Source organism: Stenotrophomonas sp. Sm10, from assembly GCF_030985515.1.
Lineage (GTDB): Bacteria > Pseudomonadota > Gammaproteobacteria > Xanthomonadales > Xanthomonadaceae > Stenotrophomonas > Stenotrophomonas hibiscicola.
Genome location: NZ_JAPTFO010000044.1, coordinates 1 through 22,425 on the forward strand (window position 1 = coordinate 1; position 22,425 = coordinate 22,425).

The window sequence follows — 22,425 nt, forward strand, 5'->3', positions numbered from 1 at the left end:
TCACCAGGGTCACCGGGGTCTTTTCCACCACCTCCAGCAACCGCTGCCACTGCGCATCGCTCAGCGCCGTGAATGCAGCACGGTGCGCTGGCGCATCGCGTTGAATTCCTGCTCCACCTGCTGGATATCCTCGGCCTGGAACCCGGCCGCGTCCAACAGCTGGCCGGCGGCGGCCGCCGCCAGCGGATCGTCGTCACGCTGGCGCCAGCAGCGCGCCGGCAGGAAGTAACCCACTTCGCTGCGCCCGCGCATGATCACCACCGGCCGGCCTGCATACAGCAGGAACTCTGCCAAGTGCTGGCGCAGCCCCTCCACCGAGACATAGGCCGGCCCGATGCCCAGCGATCGACTGGACGGTTCGGAACTTTCAAACAGCTTGCGACGGCTCATCCACTCCTCCTTATGTGCAACGCGTGGTCTCCTTTCCCTAGACGGGCGCATCACTGCGCCCCCGCCACGCACTACGTGATCCACATCACGCCGTCACTCAGAACCCGGAATTGAACTCCAGCTGGAACACGTCGATCGACAGTGGAGCACCGGACACTTCCTTGGCCGCCATCCACTTGCCGCTGATCCAGCTGCGCGCGTCCAGAGCGTAGGCGCCGCCCACGTAGTAGCCGCGGGCGTTGGTGCCACCGAGGTGGAAGTTCGGGTCGTTGTAGGCGTCCGGCAGCGCATCGGCCTCGATATGCTTGTAGCCCAGCAGCGCCTGCCACTGGCCCTTCTCCTTCAGGTCAGTGGCACCGAAGGTGGCCTGCGCCATCCAGGCGGTGTCGCCACTGCGGAAGGTATCGATGCTGGCGGCGCCACCGGCACCGTAGTTGTTGACGATGCCGTTGTTGGCGCGGCTGAACATGGTCTGCTTGTCGTAGGCCAGGTTGCGGATGTAGTCGCCATCCAGGCGCAGGCCGATGCCCTGGGCCAGCTGCGTATCCCAGCGCAGGTTGAGCGTGGCCAGGCGGAATGCCGAGGCCAGGCCGACATACTGCGGGGTCGGCGTGTTGGCCGGGTCCAGCGGATTGCGCGCGATGTCGCGGATCAGCATCAGGGTATTGCCCTTCTGCATGAACGCTGGGCGCGACCAGTCGGTATCGCAGCCCACCGCGCCCGCATATAGCGCGCACGGCGAGGACAGGCGGCCGCTGATGTTCTTGAAATCGTAGTAGCCCAGTGCGGCACGCAGCGCATTGTCGTCGTTGAAGCGCCAGTTCATGCCGACCTGTGCACCGGACAGCCACTTGTTCTCGTTCGGGGTCTTGACCCGGCTCTGGCTGGGCGCGCTGTCGGAGGTGTACTCCAGCGGTACCACCGCAAGGTTGCCGAACAGCTCGAGATCTCCCCCGTTGAAGTCGTGTTTCAGGTTGGCGGCCAGGCCGTCGAAGTTCAGGTCGTTGGAGAACAGCGTATCGCTGGTCCAGAACGGATTGCCGAAGCGGCCGCCGCGCACCGTCACCCAATCGGCCGGGCTGTAGGCCAGCCAGGCCTGGTCCAGCCACACGTCCTTCTTGCTCAGGCCACCACCCAGCTGTTCGGTGGTCGACACCGGGCCATTGCTGCTGCCGCTGGCCAGGCGCACGCCGGCCGTGGTGTGCTGGCCGATGGTCGCCTCGATGCCCAGGCGAGCGCGGATGCGCCACAGGTTGCGGCGGTCCTGGCGGGTGTTCAGCAGCGGCGGCAGCTGCAGGTTGGTGTTGGTGTTGGTGTCGAAGCCGTTGCCGGAATTGATCGACGACCAGTTGCTCACGATGTCGCTGTTGCGTTCGGAGAAGAAGCGCGACTCGCTGCGCACGCGCATGTCACCGGTGACCTTGATGCGCTTGGTCCACTCAGCCACTTCGTTCGGTGCCGCCCAGCCCTCGGACCTGGCCTGCGCCATCACGTCCTGGCGCACTTCGTCACGGATGCCGTCGCGCACGCTCTGCGGCACGTAGGGCACGCGCACATCGCCGGCCTCCAGGGCCACGCCACCGCTGGCGGCCGAAGGTGCGGTGGTCGTAGTGCGCGATGCGGCCGCTGCTTCAGCCTCGGCCTGCACCAGCAATGCCTGGCCGTCTTCTGGCTTCAGCGCGCCGCTGGCGATCAGGCCCTTGATCAGCTTGACCATGGTGGTTTCTGCGGCCATCGCACCGGCCGGGGCGGCCAGGCTGAGCAGCACGGCGCAGCACAGCAGCGCCCGTCGGGCCGGCCGCGGGCGGCGGGAGTCGGTTCGTGCGCGGACGTGGTCGTTCATCACGGTTCTCATCGAAAGAAGGGAAATCACGGAAGTCGGGAATCAGGCCCCGGGCCGGCGGCCCTGGATCAGCACGCGGGCGGGGAAATCGAGCGACGGCGGCGGTGCCTGGTCGACCTTGCCGATGCGTCGCAGCGCATCGAGCACGGCCGCGTCGGCCTCCTCATTGCCACTGCCACGCACCAGCTCGACCTTTTCCAGGCGGCCATCGTTGGACAGCCACACATTCACCTGCAGCTGGAACGCCAGGCGCTTGACCTTGTCGTCGCGCGAGATCGCCTGCTGCATCAGGTAGCCGAGATAGCGCCCATAGGTGGCATTGCCGGCGCCGCCACGGCCCACGCCGGATGAGCCGCCGCCACTGCCGGACTGGATGCCGAAGTTGTCACCGCCGGCCTGCGCATCAGCATTCATCGTCACCGGGTCGGCGTTGTCCGGCGTTGGCGTTGGCTCTTCAGCCGGCGTTGGTGGATCCAGAGGTTCCGGCTCTGGCATCGCTTCTTCCGGCGGCGTCTCCGGTTCCGGTGGCTTTTCCGGCGGCGGTGGCGGCGGCGGCGGGGGTGGTGGCAGCGCCAGCATCGGCGGCTGCACCACCGGCCGGCGGGTGCTGGCGGTGTCCTTGAACAGCATCCACCACACGGCGATGCCGAGCACCAGCAAAGCGGCCAGCACCAACGCGAAGGTCACCAGCAACTGGCGACCGCGTATGCCGGGCTCCGGCCGAGGGGGTTGATGGGCCGTCATGCCTCAGCCCTGCGCCTTGCCGGTGACCAGGCCGACCTGGGCCAGCTCCAGCCGCCGCAGCAGGTCCAGCACCTCGACCACGCGGGCGTACTGCACCTGCGCGTCACCGCGCACGATCACCGGGAAATCCGGCGTGGTCGCGCGCTCGGTGCGCAGGCGGTCTTCCAGCTCGGCCATCGTCACCGGATAGGCATCCAGGAACACCTGACCACTGGGGTCGATGGTGATCGCCTTGGTCTTCGGCTTCTCCAGCGCGACGCTGTTGCTGGCCTTCGGCAGGTTGACCTCGATGCCGGGAATGGAGGCGTTGCTGGTCAGGATGAAGATCACCAGCACCACCAGCAGCACGTCGACGAAGGGCGTCACGTTGATGCCCTTCTCGCGCTTCTTGATGCCGAACTTCGCCTTCTGGCCCATGGCGCGCCCCTCAGCCCTGGACCGCGGCCGGGCCGCGCCCGTCCTGCTCTTCGGCCAGGCGCGCGGCGAACTCGTCGATGAACACCGCCATGTCGGCGCCGATCGCCTCGGCACGTGCTCCCAGGTAGTTGTAGCCGAACAGCGCCGGAATCGCGACGCCGAGGCCGGCTGCGGTACACAGCAGCGCCGCGGCCATGCCCGGTGCCACCGAATTGATGTCCACCGCGCCGGCCATCGCCGCCACCACGAACACCAGCATGATGCCGATCACGGTACCGAACAGGCCCACGTACGGCGCGCCTTCGATGGTGGTCGACAGCCAGTTCATGCGCCGTGCCATCGCTTCCTGCTCGCGCACCATCACCGCATCCATCGAGGCGCGGATCGCGGCGATGGTGGCGCCACTGAGGTAACCGCTGTTGCCATCGCGCTGGTGGCGCTGCTGCATTTCATCGATGGCCACCTGGTAGATGCGCCACAGCGAACCGTCGTGCATCGCGGTGGGTGCCTTGCCCTGACGGTCCATGTCGGACAGGGTGCGCAGCGGCACGCCGGACAGCTTGCCAAAGCTCTCGGTGAACACTGCATTGGCCTTGCTGGTACGGCCGAAGTGCCGCCCCTTGGCAATCATGATCGCCCACGACAGCAGCATCATCAGGCCGAGGATAGCGACCACCACCCAGGCGTCGAACGGCATCGCCTTGAGGATGAAGGCGAAGTGGCTCTGCCCGGCGGACTGCTCGTCGGCACCGTAGCTGATCAGGCGCGAGTCGGCGCCCTGTGCGGTGGCATCGGCCAGCAGCAGTGCCGCCGGTCGTGCCACGCGCGAGATACGCAGCTCATCCAGTGCGCCCTCGAAATTGGCAAGCGGCTGCACCGCGCCCGGCGCATCAGCGCCCACCACCGGCGCGGTGGTCAGCGCCGGCAGCTCGCCGCTCAGCTGGGCGACCACGCGGCCATTGAGGTACAACTGCAGTGCGCCCTTCTCCGCAGTCAGCGCCACATGCGCCCACTGCCCTTCCGGAATCGGCTGCGCCGGCGTGCTGCGCTGGCCATTGAGCTGCACGAACGGCACCCGGTTTTCGATGCCCAGCACCAGTTCGGACGCACCGTCGCGACGGGCGTAGATCGCCTGTGCAGCGTTGTTGCTGCCTGGCTTGATCCAGGCCGAAACAGTGAGCGGCGCGCCCGCCTCCTGCGCAAGCGATGCGCTGGCCGGCAGCGGCAGCGGGGCTGCACCCAACTGAACGCCGCGGCCGATCACCGAGCCTTCCGATGGCGGCACCACGGCACCGGCATTGTTGCCATAAGCGGTGGTGTCGCGTGCCGGCGCATTGGCCTCGGCGAAGTGGTAGACCAGCGTATAGTCCGGATCGAACACCTGCTGGCCGTTGCCGCTGGCGGGGGCCTTTTCATTGCCGTAGTACATCCAGATCGTCTGCGGTGCCGCAGCGCTGACCGCCGGCACGTCCACCCAGACCAGCGCCAGGCCCAGCTTGGGATCGAACTGTTCGATCTGGTGGGCCAGCACGGTGCGGCCATCACCCGAGACAAAGCGCAGGTCGTTGCCCGCATCCTGGGTGCCGTCGAAGCCGAAGTTGCCGGTATGCAGGCGCAGCAGCAGCGGCGTGCGACCCGGGTCACCGGCCAGGCCCGCGCCCTGCGGGCCGGCGTCGACAGTGATCGGCTTGCGGTACTTCCATTCGGCCTGCCACCAATTGGCATCGGCCGCAGCGGCCGGCAGCGCAACCAGCGCGGCCAGCAGCAACAACACTCGGGAAAGCAAACGGTCCATGCGAAGGGTCTCCGGAGAACGCATGTTCAAGGGAAGGGTCAGTAGCTGGTGCTGATGTTGAAATGCAGGCGCGGGTCGTCCTTGCGCGTGACCGGGCCATCGGCGTAAGGCCAGGCGTAGTCCAGGCGCAGTTGCAGGTGTTCACCCAGGCGCAGCTGCGCGCCCAGACCGACCGAGGCCAGGTTGTACTTGTCACGCTGCTCGGGCAGCGGCTGGCGCAGGCGCAGGTAGGCCGCGTCGGCAAAGCTGTAGACACGCAGGTCGGTGCCGCTCCACAGCGACCACGCCGGGGTGCGCCATTCCAGGCTGGCCAGGCCGCCGTAGTCGCCGATCGCCTCGGCCGACAGGTAGCCACGCACGGTGTACATGCCGCCAGCAGCGAACTGCTCGGCCGACACCAGTGGCGCATCGGTTACCTGCAGCGAGCCACGCGCATACCACTGCCAGTCACTGCTGAAGGTGTGGGTGTTGGCCACGTCCGCCTTGAAGGCGACGAAACTCGGATCGGCCCAGTAGCGCTTCTGGCCGAAGGCGGTGGCGTCACTGCCATAGCCGAACAGGCGGCGGGTACCGGCCACCAGCTCGGTGTTGATGCTCAACTGATCCCGCTCGCCCTGGCGCACACCGACAAACCCCAGGGTGATCGGCGCGTACTTCAGCGGCGTCTTCAGGCTCTCCTTGCCCATCTGCGTGTCTTCCTCGGTGTCCTTGAAGTCCACGCCGAGGCTGAGCTGGCGCCACCACTGGCTGCTGCCGGCCAGTCGATAGTTGAGCTTGAGACCGATCGAATGGCCGTTGCCGACCACATTGGTTCCGGTGCCGGTACCGACCTGCCCGCCCGCGTTCAGCACGCGGCTGTCGGACTTGTAGCCGGAGGCTTCCAGGCTCCACGGCGTGCCTTCGAACGGCATCGTGTACGAGGCCGAGAACACCTTGGCCTGCTTTGTATCTTCCGGCGCCAGGTACACGCCGATGTTGGCGCTGTGCCCCCGCTTCCACAGGTTGTCGTAGGCCAGCGACGCACTCAGGCGCAGCTTCTCGGTGTCGGCGCTGTGGTCGTTGTTGAGTGACGCGCTGGCACGCCACGGCGACTTCTCTTCGACCTGCAGGTCCACATCCATCGTGCCCGGCACCTGGCCCTCCCGTACCAGCGGTATCACCTGGCGGCGGCCACCTTCGTTCAGCGCGGTCAGTTCCTTCTGCGCCTGCTCGAAGTCCGGCACCTTGCCTTCCGCCAGCGCCGGCACGCGCTCGCGGATGCGCTCGGGCGATTCGTGCTTCGTTCCCACGACCCGCAGCTGGCCGATCGGTGTCTGCTGTACCTTCAGCAGTACCACGCCACCGCTGACCTGCTGCTCGGGCAACTCCACGTAGACCGACTGGTAGCCCGCCTGCTGGTACAGCGCATTGACTGCATCGCGTGCCTTCTCGACATCGGCCAGAGTCTTTCCCGGGCCGAGGAACGGCTCCACCGCGCGCTCGATCTGGCGCGGGTCGAGCACGGTGTTGCCGCGCACGATGTATTCATTGATGTTCACGCTGGGCGCAGGCGCCGCCTCCTGCGCGAACAGCGGCAGCGGCAGCGCCGCCAGGGCCAGCACCAGTGGATGCAGGCGCAGCGGAAGGCGGACGGCTCGGCACGGAACAGGAGTCATCGAAGGCATCGCGTCGTATCGAAGGAAATGGCCATGGAGCGGCGCGTGGGTCTACCAACAGGACGTGTACGTCGCGTCAAAACCGCCAACAGTTTTGTGACAGCACTGTCATCTTTTGACGGCAGCGCAATGCACGCAGGCGGACCCTGCCTTCTCCACACGTCTTCATTGCAGAACGTCGATTGCCGCGGGAGATTCGAGATGCGTGAATCATTGATGGCGGAACTGCGCGCTGCCCTCACCCTTGCGTTGCTGCTGGCGTTGGCCCCGGTGCGCGCCGACGAGGCGAAGAAGCAGGAAGACGCCGCGCCCTGCATCGAAGTACAGGTCAATGGCGAGCGCATTCCGGCCTGGGACTGCCTGCAGCGCAAACTTGCGCCGGCATCGAAAACGGCGAAATCACCGGCGCTACCGGAGGCCGAACGCCTGATGCGGCAGCCCGGCAACCAACTGATGCAGTACAACCTGGAAGGCACACGACAGCGCATGGGCGATGCGTTCGGGCGCTCGGTGGTGCCGCAGCGACCTGCGCGCTGAGCCAGCGCCTTTGTAGAGCCGAGCCCATGCTCGGCTGTCTTTGCGTTCATCGGCGATGCTGCGCAGGCGCAGCCGAGCGTAGGCTCGGCTCTACGGTACCGCGGGCACGATGCCATCGCTCGGCACCGGCGGCAGCTCGGGCACCGGGAGGCTACGCGATTGCCCGGCCTGGTTCAGTTCCACCGCGCTGGCACTGATGCTGGCCAGCACCGTGCAGGGTCCGAGCCGTTGGCCGGGCGCATACGCTTCCGCCGGGCGTCCATCCACCGAGAGCAGGGCCAATGGCGCATGGTCACCGGCCATCACGCCCAGCACCACCACCTCGGTCTGCACTGCACCGGGGGACAGCAGCCGTACCAGCGGCAGGCTCGCCACTGCATCGAACATCGGCCGTACCGGCGCCACGGCCTTCGCCTCGCTGGCCGCGGCCGCTGGCGCCACGGCAGACAGGGTGACACTCCAATAGGCCACCACGGCCAGCAGCAGCGTCGCCGCCAGCAGGCTCAACATGCGATTGCGATCCCAGCGCCTGCCATCCATGTTCCGCACCACCGCCACGTTCGTGTCCGCCTACGCTAGCAGCTGTGGCTGACGCTTTTGTTTCATCATGCAGGCCTACGCTGGCAGGTGTCGACACGGACAGGAGGCAACGTCGATGCAGCGCGTGCAGCGTGGTTTCACCCTGCTGGAACTGATGGTGGTGCTGGTGATCATCGGCATCTGCACGGCCGGAATCGGGCTGGGCCTGGGCAGCCTGCTCGACCCGGGCCGGCAGCTGCGACAGGAAGCCGAGCGGTTGGCGCAGCGCCTGCAGGTGGCGCGCGATGAGGCGCGCATCGATGGCCGTCCCCTGCGTTGGCAGGCCGACGCCAACGGCTATCGTTTCAGCCGCCGCGAAGGCAGCGGTTGGGTGATCATTGAACGCGATGATCTGCTGCGACCGCAGAAGTGGCAGGCAACGGGTATCGCGGTGCAGCCCACCAGCCCCATTGAGCTGAGCCCGGAGTGGATCGGTATCGCCTGGGAGCTTGGCTTGTCGCTGGATGGCCGCAAACTGCGTCTTCGTGATGATGGCAGCGGACAGTTGCAGGTCGTGCAGTGAAGCGGAGCATGCGCGGATTCACCCTGATCGAAGTGCTGATCGCGCTGGCGATCGTTTCGATTGCGCTGGCAGCGGTGATGCGCTCGGTGGCAGTGGCGACCGACGATCAGTCACGGCTGCGTGACCGTCGCCTGGCACTGATGTGCGTGCAGGATCGCTGGCAGGAACTGCGCCTGAGCGGACAGGCACCGCAGGATGCCCGGCAGCGCTGTGTGCAGGGGCGCAGCAGCTTCCTGGTGCTTCAGCATCTGCGCACGGGCAACGACGGCCAGCCGCAGCTGGAGCTGAGTGTGGTTGCCGAAGATGCACCCCGGCAGTCGCTGGCGCGGATGCAGTTGCCATGGACGGCGGCGCAATGACGCGCGCCGTGCGCGGTTTCACCCTGATCGAGGTGATGATTGCGATCACCATCATGGGCGTACTGGCGCTGATCTGCTGGCGGGCGCTCGACAGCGTGGCCAACAGCAATCAGCGCCTGCGCCAGGCCGATGCCGAGACCACGACGGCGCTGCGCGTGCTGCAGCAGTTCCAGCGTGATATCGAAATGCGCGCAGACGATGCGTTGATGAATGGCGCAGTGCGGCCGGCCGATCAACCGCAGCGGTTGCTACCGCCGTCGCTGGTGAGCGAGCGGCACCCGGATGGGAGCTTCGCGCTGGAGATCACCCGCAGTGTCGGCAGCGATGGGCTGCACTGGCAACGGGTACGCTGGTGGCGGCAGGGCAATACGCTGTGGCGGGCCAGTGGTACGGCTACGGACCAGTATCCGTTGCCGGCGCCGGAACTGTCGAAGGGCATTGCCGTGGCGCACGGCGTGCAGCGGTTCGAGGTGCGGGCCTGGCAGCCAGGAACGGGATGGGCCGTGTTGCCGAGCGAAGGCGAGGTAATGCCGGCCACGGGACTTGAACTGCGGTTGGGCCTGCGCGATGGGCGTGGGCCGTTGAGTTACCGGCGGGTGCTGGAGCTTTAGGCTTTTGCCCAGGCAAAGCATCCAGGCATGGCGTGGATCTACTGCCGAGCTGCTTCTACTGCCGGGCCTGCCCTGGTGGGTGCCGACCTTGGTCGGCACTGAAGCTGGCCAAGCCATCGACGCATTGCGTGGATCTACTGCCGAGCGGCTTCTACTGCCCGGCCTGCCCTGGTGGGTGCCGACCGTTGGTCGGCACTGAGGCTGGCCCAGCCATCCACGCATTGCGTGGATCTACTGCCGCTCCTGCCGCCGGGCACTCTCCTGCACCCGGCGGCGTTGTGTCGGTGGTCCTCACCGCTGATGGCCGTTCCCTGCCCTCCGTGCCGTCCTGGCTGGGGCCGCCACCGCTCCTTGGCGGCTGGCCCGATGCTGTCCGTTCTTCCGGCCCGATCGCATCCACGCATGGCGTGGATCTACCTTGGTGCCGACTGTTGATCGGCACCGTTGCAAGAGGCCTACCGGCGCTGCGTGCCCTGGTCGCGACTTGCCTGCGGGAACTGGAAGGCACTGTTGGCGTCATAGCCAGCGTTGGCAGTATTGCCACGCGCCGGCGGGTTGATGCTGCTGGTGCCGCTGCCGAAACCGAGGATCTGCACGCTGATCACCGATGGCTGGTTGCGCCGCGCATCATCCTGGCTCTTGCGAATCACATCCTGTGCCGCCTGGCTGGCGCTGTTGGCTGCTGCACTGGCCGAGGCCAGCGCGTTGACGTTCACCGTGGCCAGCACGGGCAGGCCCTTGCTTTCACCCTGTACCTGGATGTTGGCGGCGTTGAGCACCTGCAGCGCGGCCAGGTTGATGTTGCCCGAGACGCGGATGCCAGCTTCGCCCGCATCGATGGTGCCCAGCGGCGCGATCAGGTCGACATCGCCCGGCCGCACTTCGGCAATGGGGTTCAACGTTGCGATGCCTGCACCACTGGCCGGGGCCTGCGGCGACAGGAGCACATTGCCCCAGCCGTCATAGACGCGGCGCGGTGGCGTGTACAACAAGGTGGTCTGCGAACCACGGCCGGCATTGATGTCACCCTGCTCCGACCAGGCCAGGATGTCACCGCCGAACGTTGTCATCACTCGCGACAGGCCCAGCAGCACGCTGTCCTGGCTGAACAGCCGGATGTCACCCTGCCCCTGGGTCACCAGCCCGGCACTGGCCGGCGGCACCACGCCCTGCACACCCACCACGATCTGTCCGCCCGGCGCCATCAGCTCGATGTTGCCGCCGGCTTCGGTACGCACGCCGGAGCCTCCGTACAACAGGATGTCGCCGGTACGGTCGATGGCCGTTCCGGCAGCGTCCTTGTCCGGCATCAGCGTGGCGATGGCCTCGCGCCCGCGCAGGTAAGAACCAACGCGTGGCCCATTCCGATCATTGTACTCGCGCCCACCTTCACGCAGTTCGGCGTAGTAGACCTGGCGCAGGAAGATGCGCTGCTGTTCCTTCGGCAGCCGGTCGAATGCCGCCAGGGCCTCGGCGCCACCAACCGCCAGACCGAAGCGCTGCTGCAGCCACTCCCTCAACTCCTTGTCGTAGATCTTCACCGCCTTGCCCGGTTGCGCAGCCAACGACTGCGAGGGATCGGCGAGGTTGGCCTCATCCAGGTAGCGCGTGCGCAGTGCATCGAAATCAATGGCCTGATTGCCCGCCGTCAAGGCAATGCTTGCGCCCGGGCGCGTATCGCCCTGCACGATGCCGCCCAGGCTGACGATGCTTCCTGCCTCTTCCTGGCGCAGCTGGCGACCGGCGCTGACCTCGACATTGCCCGGGCCGGCCACCGTCAGATTGCTGCGGATGATGTCCCGGCCCGCCTCGATCCCGCTGATATCGGTTCCGCGGGTGTTGAGCGCGGTGACATCGGCGCTGATGACATCGCGGCCGGCGCGCAGCCGTACCGCCGAGCCCGCCTCAAACCAGTCAAATACGGTACGTCCGCCATTCTGGCCATTGCGCGAGAGCTGCCGCCTGCTGCCGCTGCCCAGCCCGATGATATCGCCGGCCACGGCATAGAACCGGCTGACCGCCGTCGGCGTAGCCGGCAACGACGCACCAAGCGCGGTATTGGGACCGAACGTGAAATACGGCAGCACGGTGTCAGGGCTGGCGGCGTTCCCATCGACGGATACATTGCTGCGCACCGTTCCCGCGTTTCCGGGCCCCTGCGCGATGAAGCCGGGATCGAACGGCCCAGGGATGCGGGCATCACTGCTGGAGCGCGCGATCTGTGTCGCTCGGTTGGCGGCCAGGATCGATCCTCCCGCCAGCACCTCCAGCCGTCCCGACGCCGAGGGCGCCAGCAGGATGACGTCCTGGGCATCAGGCACACTGCCGCTGCGCAGATTGGCGAGATTGATGTTGCCCGAGGCTGCAATGGCGGTGAACCGGGAGGGATACAACCAGTAGTTGAGATAGATGTCGCCATTGCTGGCGCTGTTTTCGACCACCTCCCTGGCCTGATTGCTGCCGCTCGCATGCTGCGTGCCCACCAGGCCCGGCGACAGATTCCCGCCGGCGGAGAACAGGTCCAGCGCGGTGCGCGGCGTCCATAGCGAGAACCAGCTCGTGCCAGACGCGCGGCTGCCATCATCCAGCACGATCGTGTTGAAATTGGCCACGGGAACCCGGCCTGGATCGGCGGCACTACCCAGCACCACGTCGCCGCGCGCCTGCAACTGCGCGGTTGAGTCGCCCAGCACCAGCACCGGTCCGGCCATCGCAACCGGGCTGTCGGCCACCAGCGGATCCTTCAGGCCCAGTTGCCCATAGCTGGCCTGGACTGTACTGAGGCCACCAATGCGCGCAGCGTCGATGCGGGTATTGCCACGAACATTGGTCACCACGCCATTGACGTCCAGGTCCTGCTGATCCGATGTGCTGCCACGACTGCTGGCACGCAGGCCCGGATTCAGTGCACCCCCGCTGCGCAGGGCCATGTCACCACCGCCAGTGACATGCAACTGGCCATCGACCACGCGCCCGGTTGATCCGACCGCGACCGAAAGCGCACTCGAATGCGGCGAGATCTCGTATCCCAGCGCGTTGCCCATGCTGTCCAGCATGCCCATATGGCGGCCTGCGTCCAGGCTCAGATTGCCGCCCCCCAACGTCCCGAACCCGGTAAAGCCCACCAGGCGGGGGGTTGCATCCAGTTCGGGCCTCACCGTGCTGTAGGTTCCGAAATTGATCCACCAACTGGTCGGCGTCTGCACGACACCGCCGGTGGTGCCCGTTCCCTGCCGCCACAACCAGTTGCCCACCGCTGCGCTTGAGTGGCCAGCCTGGTCGCGCTGGACCGTGCCCGATTCCGCGCGGAAGCTCCATGTATCGCCGATGATGTCGCGCCCCGCCTCGATGCGCAGATTGCCGCCCTGGTCCGGATACCACGCCTGATAGCTGGCGAGGGCCGCGTCGTAGGCCCCGGAGGCCTGGGTCGAACCAAGCAGCAAGGTGTTCTCCGGCTTCGGCGCACGCGCCGCGTTGAAGCGCGGATCGCTGCCATCACCCAGATGGGTGGGCGTACCTGCGGTGTAGACACCGAAGCCGGATTTCATGCGCACGTCCTGCGCCGCCAGCAGCGCCAGGTCTCCCTTGCCGGTACGCAACACGCTCCAGGCCGGCGAGCCCAGGCGCTTGCCGTAGGTAGTGACTTCGGTAAGCGTGCCGCCGCCGTAGCAGTAACCGGTGACTGCACAGATATCTTCCTCGGACATGCCCATCTCGGCGCCAAGTTCCGACGCAGGCCTGCCGACCCAGGACTCGTCCCCCCACCACATCAGCGAACCCTCCTTGTCCACCAGGCGCGGCGCCGCGCCGCAGAACGGTCCCAGTTCACAGATGTCACCTTCGGCGACACCCAGCATTTCAGCCGCCTCCCGGGGCGACTTGCCGACCAGACTGTCGTCCCCCCACCAGAACAGCGAACCTTCCAGGTTGACGACACGATCGCCTTTCCATTCCGTCGTGGTGGTCACTGTACCGATGGTGCTGTAGTGGCTGTCGGCGAGCACGATGCTGCCGTCACTGCCCCAGCGACGCGTGCGCGGATCGGCAGACGCTGTATCTGCACCAGCCACCGCAGTCAGGTCCCATGACGTGGTCCCTTCGGGCAACATCGAGGCCAACGCCCAATTGCGCCCCTGTCGGCCGCTGGCGTCGGCCACCCGCAGCTTCACCGGAGCGTCGCCGGCCAGTTCCACCTTGGTCATCGAGGGGATGATGGCACCGGCGTGCAGATCCAGCGCGCCGGAGAGCCGCATCACCATCGGCAACGCCACTCCGGCAGGCCAGATCTGGGCCGCCACCGGTGCCGGACTGCGCAGGCGGAAGCCGGCGCCCAGCCGTGCGCCTGCCTGAAGGGTGAGCGCCTGGGCCAGCACGGTGCCTGCTGCCAGCACCTGGCCGCCATCGGTGGTCACCGCCGCCCCCAACACACTGCCGGCGGGCAGCGTGAGCTCTGCGGAAAGTGTCATGGCCACCGGCAGCACCGTACCCGACGGCAAGGTCAGCGCCTGGAACGGCAGGTCGTAATTCAGTGTCGCACCGGCGCGGAACTCAGTGCCGATCTGGAGCTTGACGCCCTCGCCGGGCACGATCAGATCGCCACCAAATGCGGTGTTCGGCGAGCCCGCGCTCCGCCCTTCCAGCAGCACCCAGCCGTCCTCATCCGGGTTGGCAGGCGGCGGTGCGAAACCGTCGTTGATGCTGCCGTAGACGTTGATATCGCCCTCGGCGCGCAGCACGAGCGCGGCCGATTCACCGAAGCCACGGCGCGCTGGATCAGTCCGGTTCGACTGCGGTCCGTAGCGGTAGCCGGACAGATCGATATCACCGGCCACCACCAGGTCGCCACGCGGATTGTCATTGCTGCTCCGCGCCACCAGCTGCACGCCGGGACGCAGGCGGTAGCTGCCCAGGGCGGCGGTGCGCTGCTGCAATCCCGTATTGGCCAGCGCGGCGTTCATCCACAGGCTGTTGTCCAGGTCCACCACCGTATCCAGCCATTGCTGGTTGATCACCTGCGGACGATGGCCGTGCACGTCTGGAGCGCTGGCCAGCGGCGCCGAATCGTAGCTGCGGAAGGCGTTGACCTGGAGGTCGCCGGCGCCGGCAATGCGGATGCCGCTGGCCACTTCGATTGCTGCATCGTTGCTGCCCACGCGGGGCACGTTGAGCTTGACGCTGCCGCGTGCGCGGCCGTCGTTCTGGCCCGGGCCGCTACCGGTCGCCACCGACGTACCGGCGCGCAGGTCCATCGAGGAAGCCGCACCCAGCTGCAGGCTGCCGTTGGCAGAGGTCAGTTCAATCATGGCCCGGTTCGGGCTGTCGATGATCTTGCCGTAGCTGTCCACGCGCAGGCCGCTGCCATGCGCGTCCAATGTGCCATCGATACGCAGCACGTCGCGGGCGGACAGGCGGATGCTGCCGACCTGTTCGCCACTGGCATCAACGCGGCCATTGACCTGCAGGCTGCCGCCATCCACGCTGATATCAACGTTTCGGGCCTTCACCTCATCGCCGATCACCAGGTCGCCTTCACTCAACTGGAAGGTCCGGCCACCGGTGATGCCACCGGCGGTAAGCCGAGCGTTCAGGCCGGAGAAGTCCTGCAACCGGCGTGCACGCACCACCAGCTCGCCACCGTCATAGGGCACTTCGGTTCCACCGGCATCGTAGCGACCGCTGGCGCCGCCCAGCAGGGTCCCGGCCAGATCGATACGGCCGCCCTGCGGGCCCAGTGCAGCAACGGTCAGGCGGCCGCCGCGGTTGTTGCGGGCGGAAAGATCGATACGCGACCCGGTGTCGGCAACGATGTCACCTTCGCGGCTCGTCAGCGCCACGTCGCCGCCCCAGCTGTACTTGTCCACGTCGAACAGGCTGACCTTGCGGCCGGCCATGTCAAGCACCGCGTTGCTGCCAAGCGTCATGCCCTGGCGGGCATTGGCTTCGAACCGGCCGGACGCCAGCGCCACGCGGCTGTCGATGCCGATCCGTTCGGCCGTGATCGACAACTCTGCACCCAACGCATCGCTGCCCGTGGTCGCCGCAGCACCGCGCAGCTGCACCGTTCCTCCATTGCGGATGGCCAGCTGCGCACCCGCGTTGCCGGTCAGCAGCGGGGTGACGATATCCAGCGCGCCGCCATTCAACTGCCAGCCGCTGCCTGCCACGTAGTCGCCCTGGCGCTGGAAGACGTCCAGGCTGCCCTTGCCGGAGAACAGCATGCGATCCGACGCCGCCAGCGTTACGCCGGCGAAGCCGAGCACCTGGCGATCTGCGGCCACCGTCGAGCTGGACCGGGTGAAGGGCGCACGCCCCAGCTCCAGCACCCGCGTATTGATCTCCAGCTGCCCTTGGCCAAGCCGGCCCACCATCGCCTCGCCGGCTGGTTGGGTCTGCTCACCGCCGGCCAATGCGGTGCCGGCCAGCGTACCGTCCCAGACCAGCGTATCGGCGAAGATGCGCGCGCGGTCGGTAGCGCTGCCGTAGCCGTGAATGGCAGGGGCACCCAGCACCAGACTGCGTAGACTGCTGCGGCCGGTCGCACTGTCACGCGTATCCAGGTCCACGCTGCCGAACACATTGATGGCATCGCGCGCGGTCAGGCTGAGCGCCTCCAGCGCCGGCGCGCCGGTGGCGGTGTTTCCGCGCAGTAATCGCTGCAGTACCTCTTGGTTCATGGTCATGCCGGCCGGCAGGCCACCAGCTGCCGCTGCCGTCGCAATGGCTTCGGCACTACCGAGGTTGAGGGCCGACATGCCCAGGCCGAGCTGGCGCGTTCCATAGCTCACTGCGTCGCCAATGTTCAAGGCGCCGTCGGTGACCACATTGATGCTGCCTGCCGACAGCAACCGGGTCTGGCCACTGCAGTCCACCTCGCATCCGCCGATGTCGATCGCCACCGGACCGGCGGCACTGCCGCCCTGCGCACTGAGCGCCGTCAAGCGCTGGTTGGACACGGCAAGCAGGCCGCCCGACACCAGATAGGGCGCCGTGGCCTGCGCCACGCGCGAGGGATCGGCTCCGGCCAAGGTATCGATCGAAGCGCCCTGCTCGACCAGGATCCCCTTGCCCCCGAACGCAGCCGACAGCAGCACTTCCTGCGCCGTCAGGGTGACGCCGTTGCGCACCACGATGTGCTGCGCACTGCCCTCCAGCGAATACGTCGTCGCGTCACGTCGCAGCACGCCGCCGATCAGCATCGTTTCCGGGCGGAACGCATTGAGCGCCGAATCGAAGAGGGTGGCACCGCTTCCACTGCCGGCACTAACGCCCTGGGTGGCGATCTCCAGCATCGCCTCATTGGAAGCGAGCAGATTGACCGAAAGCGTGCCGCCCCGTCCGTCATTGCTGCCGGCGTTGAAGCGTGACACGCCCTGGAAGATCGCGGCTGGCACGCTCGAACGTCCGGCGCCATCACCCAGCACCAGGTTGAGGTTGCCGGCATCCGTTGGCCGCCAGCGCAGTGCTTCACCACGCCGCTCGGCCACGCCCTGTACGAACGCGCTGTAGGAGGTCTCGTTGTAGCTGGCATGGCGGCGCACCACATCCGCCGGCGTCAGCACCAGATCAGTGAGCAGCGATGAGACTCCACCCCCCAGGCTCTGCGCCTGGTGTCCACTGACGCGCCAGGAACCGGTGCCGGTCGCTACTGGCTGTCGGCTGCCGACGGCGCTTTCAGCCCCGACTTCGACGCGGAATGCGCCCTTCTGCAGTGCGTAGCTGGCCGGCAGCAGCGTGTAGGTTCCCGCCGGTAGGCCTGGAACCCCGGCAGGGATGACAATCTGCTGGCCAACGCGCGGATCGGCGCTGCCGTCAGCGAGCGCCTGCGGCGCGTGCGTGCCCGAGCGTCCCGGCATGATCGCGTAGACCGCATTGTCACTGCCGCTGAAGCGGTAGCGCGGGTTCGCATCCGCCAGCGCATGCCGCAGGACGTCCACCGAGCCACCCCGTCCGGCCACGAATGCAGCGCCGGACAGCTCGCCGCCGCCGGACATGTCCAGCACGCTGCCCGCCACGCCATTGAAGGCGTTGCTCACGATGTCGATACCGATCGGGATGTTGTTCGAGCCGGGGCCCAGCACATCGAAGTCGGCACCGTTGCGGCGCCAGCCAACACCATCCACGGTGCCGCCAAACGGCAGCTGCAGGCCCGCTCCGCTCACCGACGTCACACTGCCTGCAAGCAGGTCGACGCGGCCGGCGACATCGGCGTTGAACTTCCGGCCGCCGAGCTGCACATGGCCCCACGGCACCTGCACATTGCCGCCCTGCACCACCGTCGCCGCCACCAGCTCCAGGCTTCCGAACGCAGAATCCGGTGCCGGTTGCGCGCCGCCTGCAATGCCATGAATGCGCAGCACGGCGTCGGGGTTCTGCCAGAACGGCTCGCCTGAAGGTCCGATGTCGGGGACGCCGGCCACGATGCGTCCCTTGGCCCGGGCTGCCGGGTACAGGCGTGCGGCGCTGATGTCGATAGACCCCGGGCTTGCCAGCGTGGAGACCAGCGAACTGCTGGCGACCGGGGCCAGCAAGCGGATGTCACCGCGGCTGCGCAGCGCGACCTGATCAAAGCCCGCCAGCCAGGTCACATCGCGCAGGTCGATCAGATCGGCGCCCACCTCCAGGCGATGCTGCCGGCCGGCGTCGAGGGGCGCCTCCAGCGGGCGCAACGTGCCTTCGCCGGCCGGTTGCCACCAGCGGCCCTGCGCAAGGCGGACATACGGCGCGGCCAGTTGCAGGTGGCCGCCCTCGCTGCCACCCGGGACGAAGCCGAGGTAACGCTCGTTCAAGCCCTGGATGCGCAGGCTCTGGTCCATGCGCAGATTGACATCCCCCTGCGCACGGATGTCACCGAACAGGGCCAGATGATCGAAACCACCGGCCTCGATCTGCTCCACCGACAGTGCCGCGTGGCCGTACTCAAGGCGTGCAGGCAGGTCCGCCGTCTGCGCGGCGTGCTGGGTCAGTGAGATCATCCGCGGTGCCAGCACGTCGTTGCCGTTTGCCGTCCTGCCGTAGGTGCCACCACCGAAGGCAACCCCCAGGGTGCCGCCGCGCGCGCCGTCGCCGCCGGCCGCTGCGTTCAGTTCACCCTGCAGGTACAGGGAATTGCCGCTGCGCAGCACGATGCTGCCGCCATCGCTGTCCACGCGGGTGCGCCCGCTGCCATCGATATCGAGCAGCGCCGACGCACCGGAGGCATCCAGCCGCGCCCCACGCTCCACCACCACGAAGGTATCGGGTGGCAGGTGGCGTACGTTGTCCTGGTCTTCCCAGTCCAGCGCGCCCCCGATCTCGATCGTTCCGCCCTTGCGCACCTGCCCGCGCAACGTCCCGCGCGCGTCGCGCAGCGAAACGGTATCGCCACTCACGTCCAGCAGCGCGCCATCGGCGATCGTCCACTGGCGCTCGCGGCGTGCATCACCACGTACACCGGATGGATCGAACGCCTCATCCAGGCGGATGCGGCCGCCGGCTGCCTTCAGATGACCGGCCACGCTCAGGTTGCCGGCGCTGGACAGTTCGATCGACTGGCCCGGGTCGACCTCGATCCTGGCCCCCTTGCCAACGCGCAGGTCGGCCGTGGACAGCAGATGCCCCGCGCGCAGTGTCAGGCTCGCGCCGCCACGCTGCGACACGCGACCACTGCTCGGATCGGCCTCGTACAACGATGGCATCCAGGCCTGCACGCCCTGCTCGCGGACCAGAGCCTGTGCTGCGCCGTCGGCCAAGCGCAGCGCAGGTCGTTGCACCTGCAGCGGGGTGCCCTCTTCAACCGTCAAACCGTTGTGACCGGCGATGTCATAGCCGGCGAAGCCGCTGTTGAACAGCGCTGCCTGCAATCGCAGCGAGGCTGCCGATGCTTCCGTGCCAGGCACGCCGATGGACACCGCACCGCCGGTTGCCAATATGAAGTTGCCGCTGCCATTGCCGAGCGCGCTGAAGCGCGCGCCCTCGCCGAAGCCCAGCCGGCCGCTGCCGTCGGTGGCGACCTCGGTGCTGGCCGCGAGCAGACTGACGCTGCCGCCCTTGCCGACGCGCCCCTTGCCGTTGGCATCGATCGCACCGCCGGCATCAACCAGAATCGCTGCTCCCTGGCCCACGTCGATATCGTGGCTGCTGTTGAAGCGCACCTGCCCGCCGTCGATCCACGCCTGTGCGGGACCGCCCTCCGGCGCTGCAAGCGCGTTGCTCCAGCCACCGCCAAGATCGATCCGGGCGCCGGCCGCGACATCCACCGCACCACGTCCGGACGTCAGCAATGCCGTGGGCCCGCCAAGCGCCGCAAGCAGATTTCCGGCTTCCACCTGCCCGCCGGCAATCTGCACCGTTCCACCGAAGCTGACGCGGCTTGCGGTGAGCCCAAGCCGGCCGCCCTCCTGCAACCTGAGCGTGCCATCGAGGTCGATACGGCCGGCCGAAGCGAGGTCCACCTGCCCCCATCGCTGGGCGCTCAGCACCTCACTGTCCAACCACACGGTATTGCGCTGTGCTTCCCCGACCGGCGCCTGCAGCGTCCACGGCCGGGGATCGGCCTTGAGCGCTCCGATGCGGACATTCGAGTCGAACACCGCGCTGCGCCCGCTGTTGTCAAAACGCCCGAGCCACAGCTGGGCGTTGCGGGCCACCGCCGTCTGTGCCTGCGCATAGCCCTCCTGCCCCTGATCGGGCCGGCGCGTCTGCTGTGCGCCCTGGAAGGCCACCGTATCCACCTGGCCCTCCAGGACGACCGTGGGCGCCGAGATCAACAGGCGGCCAGCATCGCGTCCCACGGTGTAGCCATTGTCGAAGCGCTGGCCCGGGGCAACCAGCGGATTGCGGAACGATTCGGTCACCCCCCAACGTTCCTGCTTCACTTCATAGCCCTGGTACAGGCCGTCGTACAGCATCTCCGCCGGCGCGTCGTCAAGACGGTACAACTGGCCATCGCGGCCCCGCAGCCAGCTCTGCTGCACCACGCCGGACTGCACATCCAGGCTGCCACCAGCCAGATTGATGTGCGAACCGGCGTGGCTGACGACTTCCTTGCCTGCCAACTGGACGGTGCCGCCCTGCGCTGCCCATTCGCTGATCGAATGCCCCTGATTGTCCAGATAGCCACCCACTTCCAGCAGGCCGCCGCCGGCATACCAGCGCGTGCCTTCATAGCCACCGGTACCGGCGGCAACTTCGGTCAACTGGCGGCGGTCGATCCACACCTCGCTGCTGATCAGCTTGCCGCTGTCACGATTGTCCGGCGAGTCGCGCAGCTCGTTGCCCTGCATCTTCACCTTGACGTTGTTGCTTTCCATCGCCACCTGCACACCCACCGCACCGGAGACGTCCACGCGCGCGCCATCATCCAGATAGCTGCGCCGGCTGGCGTCGGCGATCACCTGGCCGCCGGTGGCCACTGCCAGCGAGCCGGCCTGGAAGTTCACATCGCCGCCGGACACGACTTCGATGCGCGATTGCTCGCGGCGGTCCTGCAGGCGCGAGAGATTATCGAAGGTGCCACTGTTGCTGGAACCACGCAGCTTGTCCTGCTCGGCCGATTCCTTGATGAGCGCGTTGCGCTGGCTGTCCAGCGCCGTGCTCTTGCCATCGTCCTCCAGCAGTACTGCCGTGGTCGAGCCGGCGGCCAGAGTCACGCTGCCGGCCGCATCGGACGCCGAGTTCAACAGGTGCACCGTACCGCGCTGGTTCAACGTGGTAGTAGCAACGGCCACTCCAGCCTGCTCGACGGTGCGGCCGGCCAGCGTGACATCGCCTTCGCGCGCCTGGATCAGACCACTGTTGCGAACACTGCCCGCCGTGCTGTCAGCGACGAAGCGCGGGGCAATCTCATTGCCGCGGGTGGTGGACGCGGTGTTCTGGGCGGTTCCCACGCCGCGACGGATCACGAAACTGTCACCGGCGGCCAGCTGGGCCTGTCCCTTGCGGGTTTCAATCTGGCCCGCGTTTTCCACGCTGTGGCCAGCCAGCAGCACATAACCGCCGCCCCGTGTAGCCGTGGCCGGTTCGTGCGTGGTGATGCGCGCACCGCGTTCGACCATGACCTTGCCCACGGCGTCGGTCAGCGCCGAGGTGTTCGCGTCGGCACCGTACAGGCCCTGCTCGCGGAACTGCGCATCGCTGATGCGCGCCGCCGCCGCGACCAGATTGCGGACATTGACCTGGCTGTTGTTGCCGAATACCACACCGTTGCGGTTGGCCACGAACACCGTGCCATCGGCCTTCAGCTGGCCGAGAATCTGGCTGGGTCTTGCAGCGGGATCATTGACCCGGTTCAACACGGCCCAGTCGGGGTTCTGCAGGAAGTTCAGCGTGGTGTTGCCACCAATGTTGAAGGTCTCCCAGTTCAGGATCGCCTGGTCGGCGGTCTGCTCGATGTTGACCAGCACCCGCCCGTCGGCCGCCTGCGACTGGATGGCCTCACGGGCGTTGATCCAGCCACGGGTCAGCGGATTCTCGTCGACCTTCAGGCCATCCTTGCCCAGGCCATCGGCCACTACGAAGCCCGCCTCGCGGCGCGCCTGCCGTGCCTGCTCCTGCAGGCGCTGCTGCAGGGCGATGGCCTGCGCGGCCGTGCCGAGGTTGTCGATCGACTGCTGCAGCTTCTGCCGTGCCGCATCCTGCTGCTGCGCGGGCAGCTGGAACTGGATCGGCACGCCATTGGGCATGCGCCCGCTCTGTGCCGCCGCGCCCTGCGCCGCACCGCGCTCGGCGAACCAGCCGGGGCTGAACGCCTGTTGGGCCTGAGTGGCCGGAGCCACCACGCTGCCCAGGGCCACTGCTACGGCCCAGGCCATCGGGTGGCTGCGCCACAGGGCAGCAGGGAAACGGGCGGTGGGCGAATGCGGGTGCGACATCGGGGACCTCGTCAACCTGATGGGCCGCGTCGGCCGCGGCGTGTGTACGGATGGGCCTGCGCCAGGCACGCCCTGCACCTCATAGACGGTGGCGACGGCGTGAAGGCGACAGGCGCATCACTGT

At 67.4% G+C, this 22,425-nt stretch carries 12 protein-coding genes and 1 pseudogene; 4 read left to right on the forward strand and 9 right to left on the reverse strand.

All coding sequences use genetic code 11. The annotated features are described in order from the left end of the window. The 7 genes and pseudogenes from O0J15_RS13210 to O0J15_RS13240 form a co-directional block, all read right to left on the reverse strand. A pseudogene (locus O0J15_RS13210) lies at positions 1-64 on the reverse strand (OsmC family peroxiredoxin); the annotation flags it as partial. Next, on the reverse strand, positions 61-390 hold the full coding sequence (locus tag O0J15_RS13215; protein WP_134735435.1) for a hypothetical protein: 330 nt from the start codon (positions 388-390) through the stop codon (positions 61-63). The pseudogene O0J15_RS13210 and the gene O0J15_RS13215, both read right to left, overlap by 4 nt. 97 nt (positions 391-487) lie before the next feature. Beyond that, a complete protein-coding gene (locus O0J15_RS13220; protein WP_308305777.1) occupies positions 488-2,233 on the reverse strand; it encodes a putative porin in 1,746 nt (581 codons plus the stop codon). Positions 2,234-2,275: 42 nt separating this feature from the next. Continuing rightward, positions 2,276-2,941 (reverse strand): cell envelope integrity protein TolA, encoded by a 666-nt coding sequence (locus tag O0J15_RS13225; RefSeq protein ID WP_134735433.1) that lies wholly within the window; start codon positions 2,939-2,941, stop codon positions 2,276-2,278. Between the two features lie 39 nt (positions 2,942-2,980). Further along, positions 2,981-3,394 carry a biopolymer transporter ExbD gene (locus O0J15_RS13230; protein WP_005409874.1) on the reverse strand — a complete coding sequence of 138 codons (414 nt, stop codon included), beginning with the start codon at positions 3,392-3,394 and terminating at the stop codon, positions 2,981-2,983. A gap of 10 nt (positions 3,395-3,404) precedes the next feature. After that, positions 3,405-5,189, reverse strand: a complete 1,785-nt coding sequence (locus O0J15_RS13235; protein ID WP_180876738.1) for a DUF2341 domain-containing protein — start codon at positions 5,187-5,189, stop codon at positions 3,405-3,407. 38 nt (positions 5,190-5,227) lie between these two features. Next, a complete protein-coding gene (locus O0J15_RS13240) occupies positions 5,228-6,844 on the reverse strand; it encodes a ShlB/FhaC/HecB family hemolysin secretion/activation protein (RefSeq protein WP_308305778.1) in 1,617 nt (538 codons plus the stop codon). Between the two features lie 201 nt (positions 6,845-7,045). On the opposite strand from O0J15_RS13240, the gene O0J15_RS13245 reads away from it, so the two are divergent. Further along, complete coding sequence (locus O0J15_RS13245) at positions 7,046-7,381, forward strand: hypothetical protein (RefSeq protein WP_134735471.1); 336 nt, start codon at positions 7,046-7,048, stop codon at positions 7,379-7,381. Positions 7,382-7,471: 90 nt separating this feature from the next. Here O0J15_RS13245 and O0J15_RS13250 read toward each other — a convergent pair whose 3' ends face one another. Next, complete coding sequence (locus tag O0J15_RS13250; RefSeq protein ID WP_308305779.1) at positions 7,472-7,921, reverse strand: hypothetical protein; 450 nt, start codon at positions 7,919-7,921, stop codon at positions 7,472-7,474. A 115-nt stretch (positions 7,922-8,036) separates the two neighbouring features. Here O0J15_RS13250 and gspH point away from each other — a divergent pair, with 115 nt between their 5' ends. Genes gspH through O0J15_RS13265 form a run of 3 tightly spaced genes read left to right on the forward strand, consistent with a single transcriptional unit; the run spans position 8,037 to position 9,453 of the window. Continuing rightward, positions 8,037-8,483, forward strand: coding sequence for a type II secretion system minor pseudopilin GspH (gene gspH / locus O0J15_RS13255; RefSeq protein WP_308305780.1), 447 nt, complete (start codon positions 8,037-8,039; stop codon positions 8,481-8,483). 8 nt (positions 8,484-8,491) lie between these two features. Next, positions 8,492-8,842 carry a type II secretion system minor pseudopilin GspI gene (gspI, locus tag O0J15_RS13260; RefSeq protein ID WP_194445430.1) on the forward strand — a complete coding sequence of 117 codons (351 nt, stop codon included), beginning with the start codon at positions 8,492-8,494 and terminating at the stop codon, positions 8,840-8,842. Further along, complete coding sequence (locus O0J15_RS13265) at positions 8,839-9,453, forward strand: prepilin-type N-terminal cleavage/methylation domain-containing protein (protein ID WP_058980585.1); 615 nt, start codon at positions 8,839-8,841, stop codon at positions 9,451-9,453. The genes gspI and O0J15_RS13265 overlap by 4 nt, the downstream gene beginning before the upstream one ends. Positions 9,454-9,908: 455 nt before the next feature. On the opposite strand, the gene O0J15_RS13270 is transcribed toward O0J15_RS13265, so the two are convergent. Continuing rightward, positions 9,909-22,301, reverse strand: coding sequence for a filamentous haemagglutinin family protein (locus O0J15_RS13270; RefSeq protein WP_308305781.1), 12,393 nt, complete (start codon positions 22,299-22,301; stop codon positions 9,909-9,911). Positions 22,302-22,425: the final 124 nt, after the last annotated feature.

Coding starts and splice junctions, on each gene's coding strand:
- O0J15_RS13250 (WP_308305779.1), bottom strand. CDS start 7,921: ATGGATGGCAGGCGCTGGGATCGCAATCGCATGTTGAGCCTGCTGGCG.
- O0J15_RS13240 (WP_308305778.1), bottom strand. CDS start 6,844: ATGACTCCTGTTCCGTGCCGAGCCGTCCGCCTTCCGCTGCGCCTGCAT.
- gspI (WP_194445430.1), top strand. CDS start 8,492: ATGCGCGGATTCACCCTGATCGAAGTGCTGATCGCGCTGGCGATCGTT.
- O0J15_RS13235 (WP_180876738.1), bottom strand. CDS start 5,189: ATGGACCGTTTGCTTTCCCGAGTGTTGTTGCTGCTGGCCGCGCTGGTT.
- O0J15_RS13270 (WP_308305781.1), bottom strand. CDS start 22,301: ATGTCGCACCCGCATTCGCCCACCGCCCGTTTCCCTGCTGCCCTGTGG.
- O0J15_RS13245 (WP_134735471.1), top strand. CDS start 7,046: ATGCGTGAATCATTGATGGCGGAACTGCGCGCTGCCCTCACCCTTGCG.
- O0J15_RS13230 (WP_005409874.1), bottom strand. CDS start 3,394: ATGGGCCAGAAGGCGAAGTTCGGCATCAAGAAGCGCGAGAAGGGCATC.
- O0J15_RS13265 (WP_058980585.1), top strand. CDS start 8,839: ATGACGCGCGCCGTGCGCGGTTTCACCCTGATCGAGGTGATGATTGCG.
- gspH (WP_308305780.1), top strand. CDS start 8,037: ATGCAGCGCGTGCAGCGTGGTTTCACCCTGCTGGAACTGATGGTGGTG.
- O0J15_RS13215 (WP_134735435.1), bottom strand. CDS start 390: ATGAGCCGTCGCAAGCTGTTTGAAAGTTCCGAACCGTCCAGTCGATCG.
- O0J15_RS13220 (WP_308305777.1), bottom strand. CDS start 2,233: ATGAACGACCACGTCCGCGCACGAACCGACTCCCGCCGCCCGCGGCCG.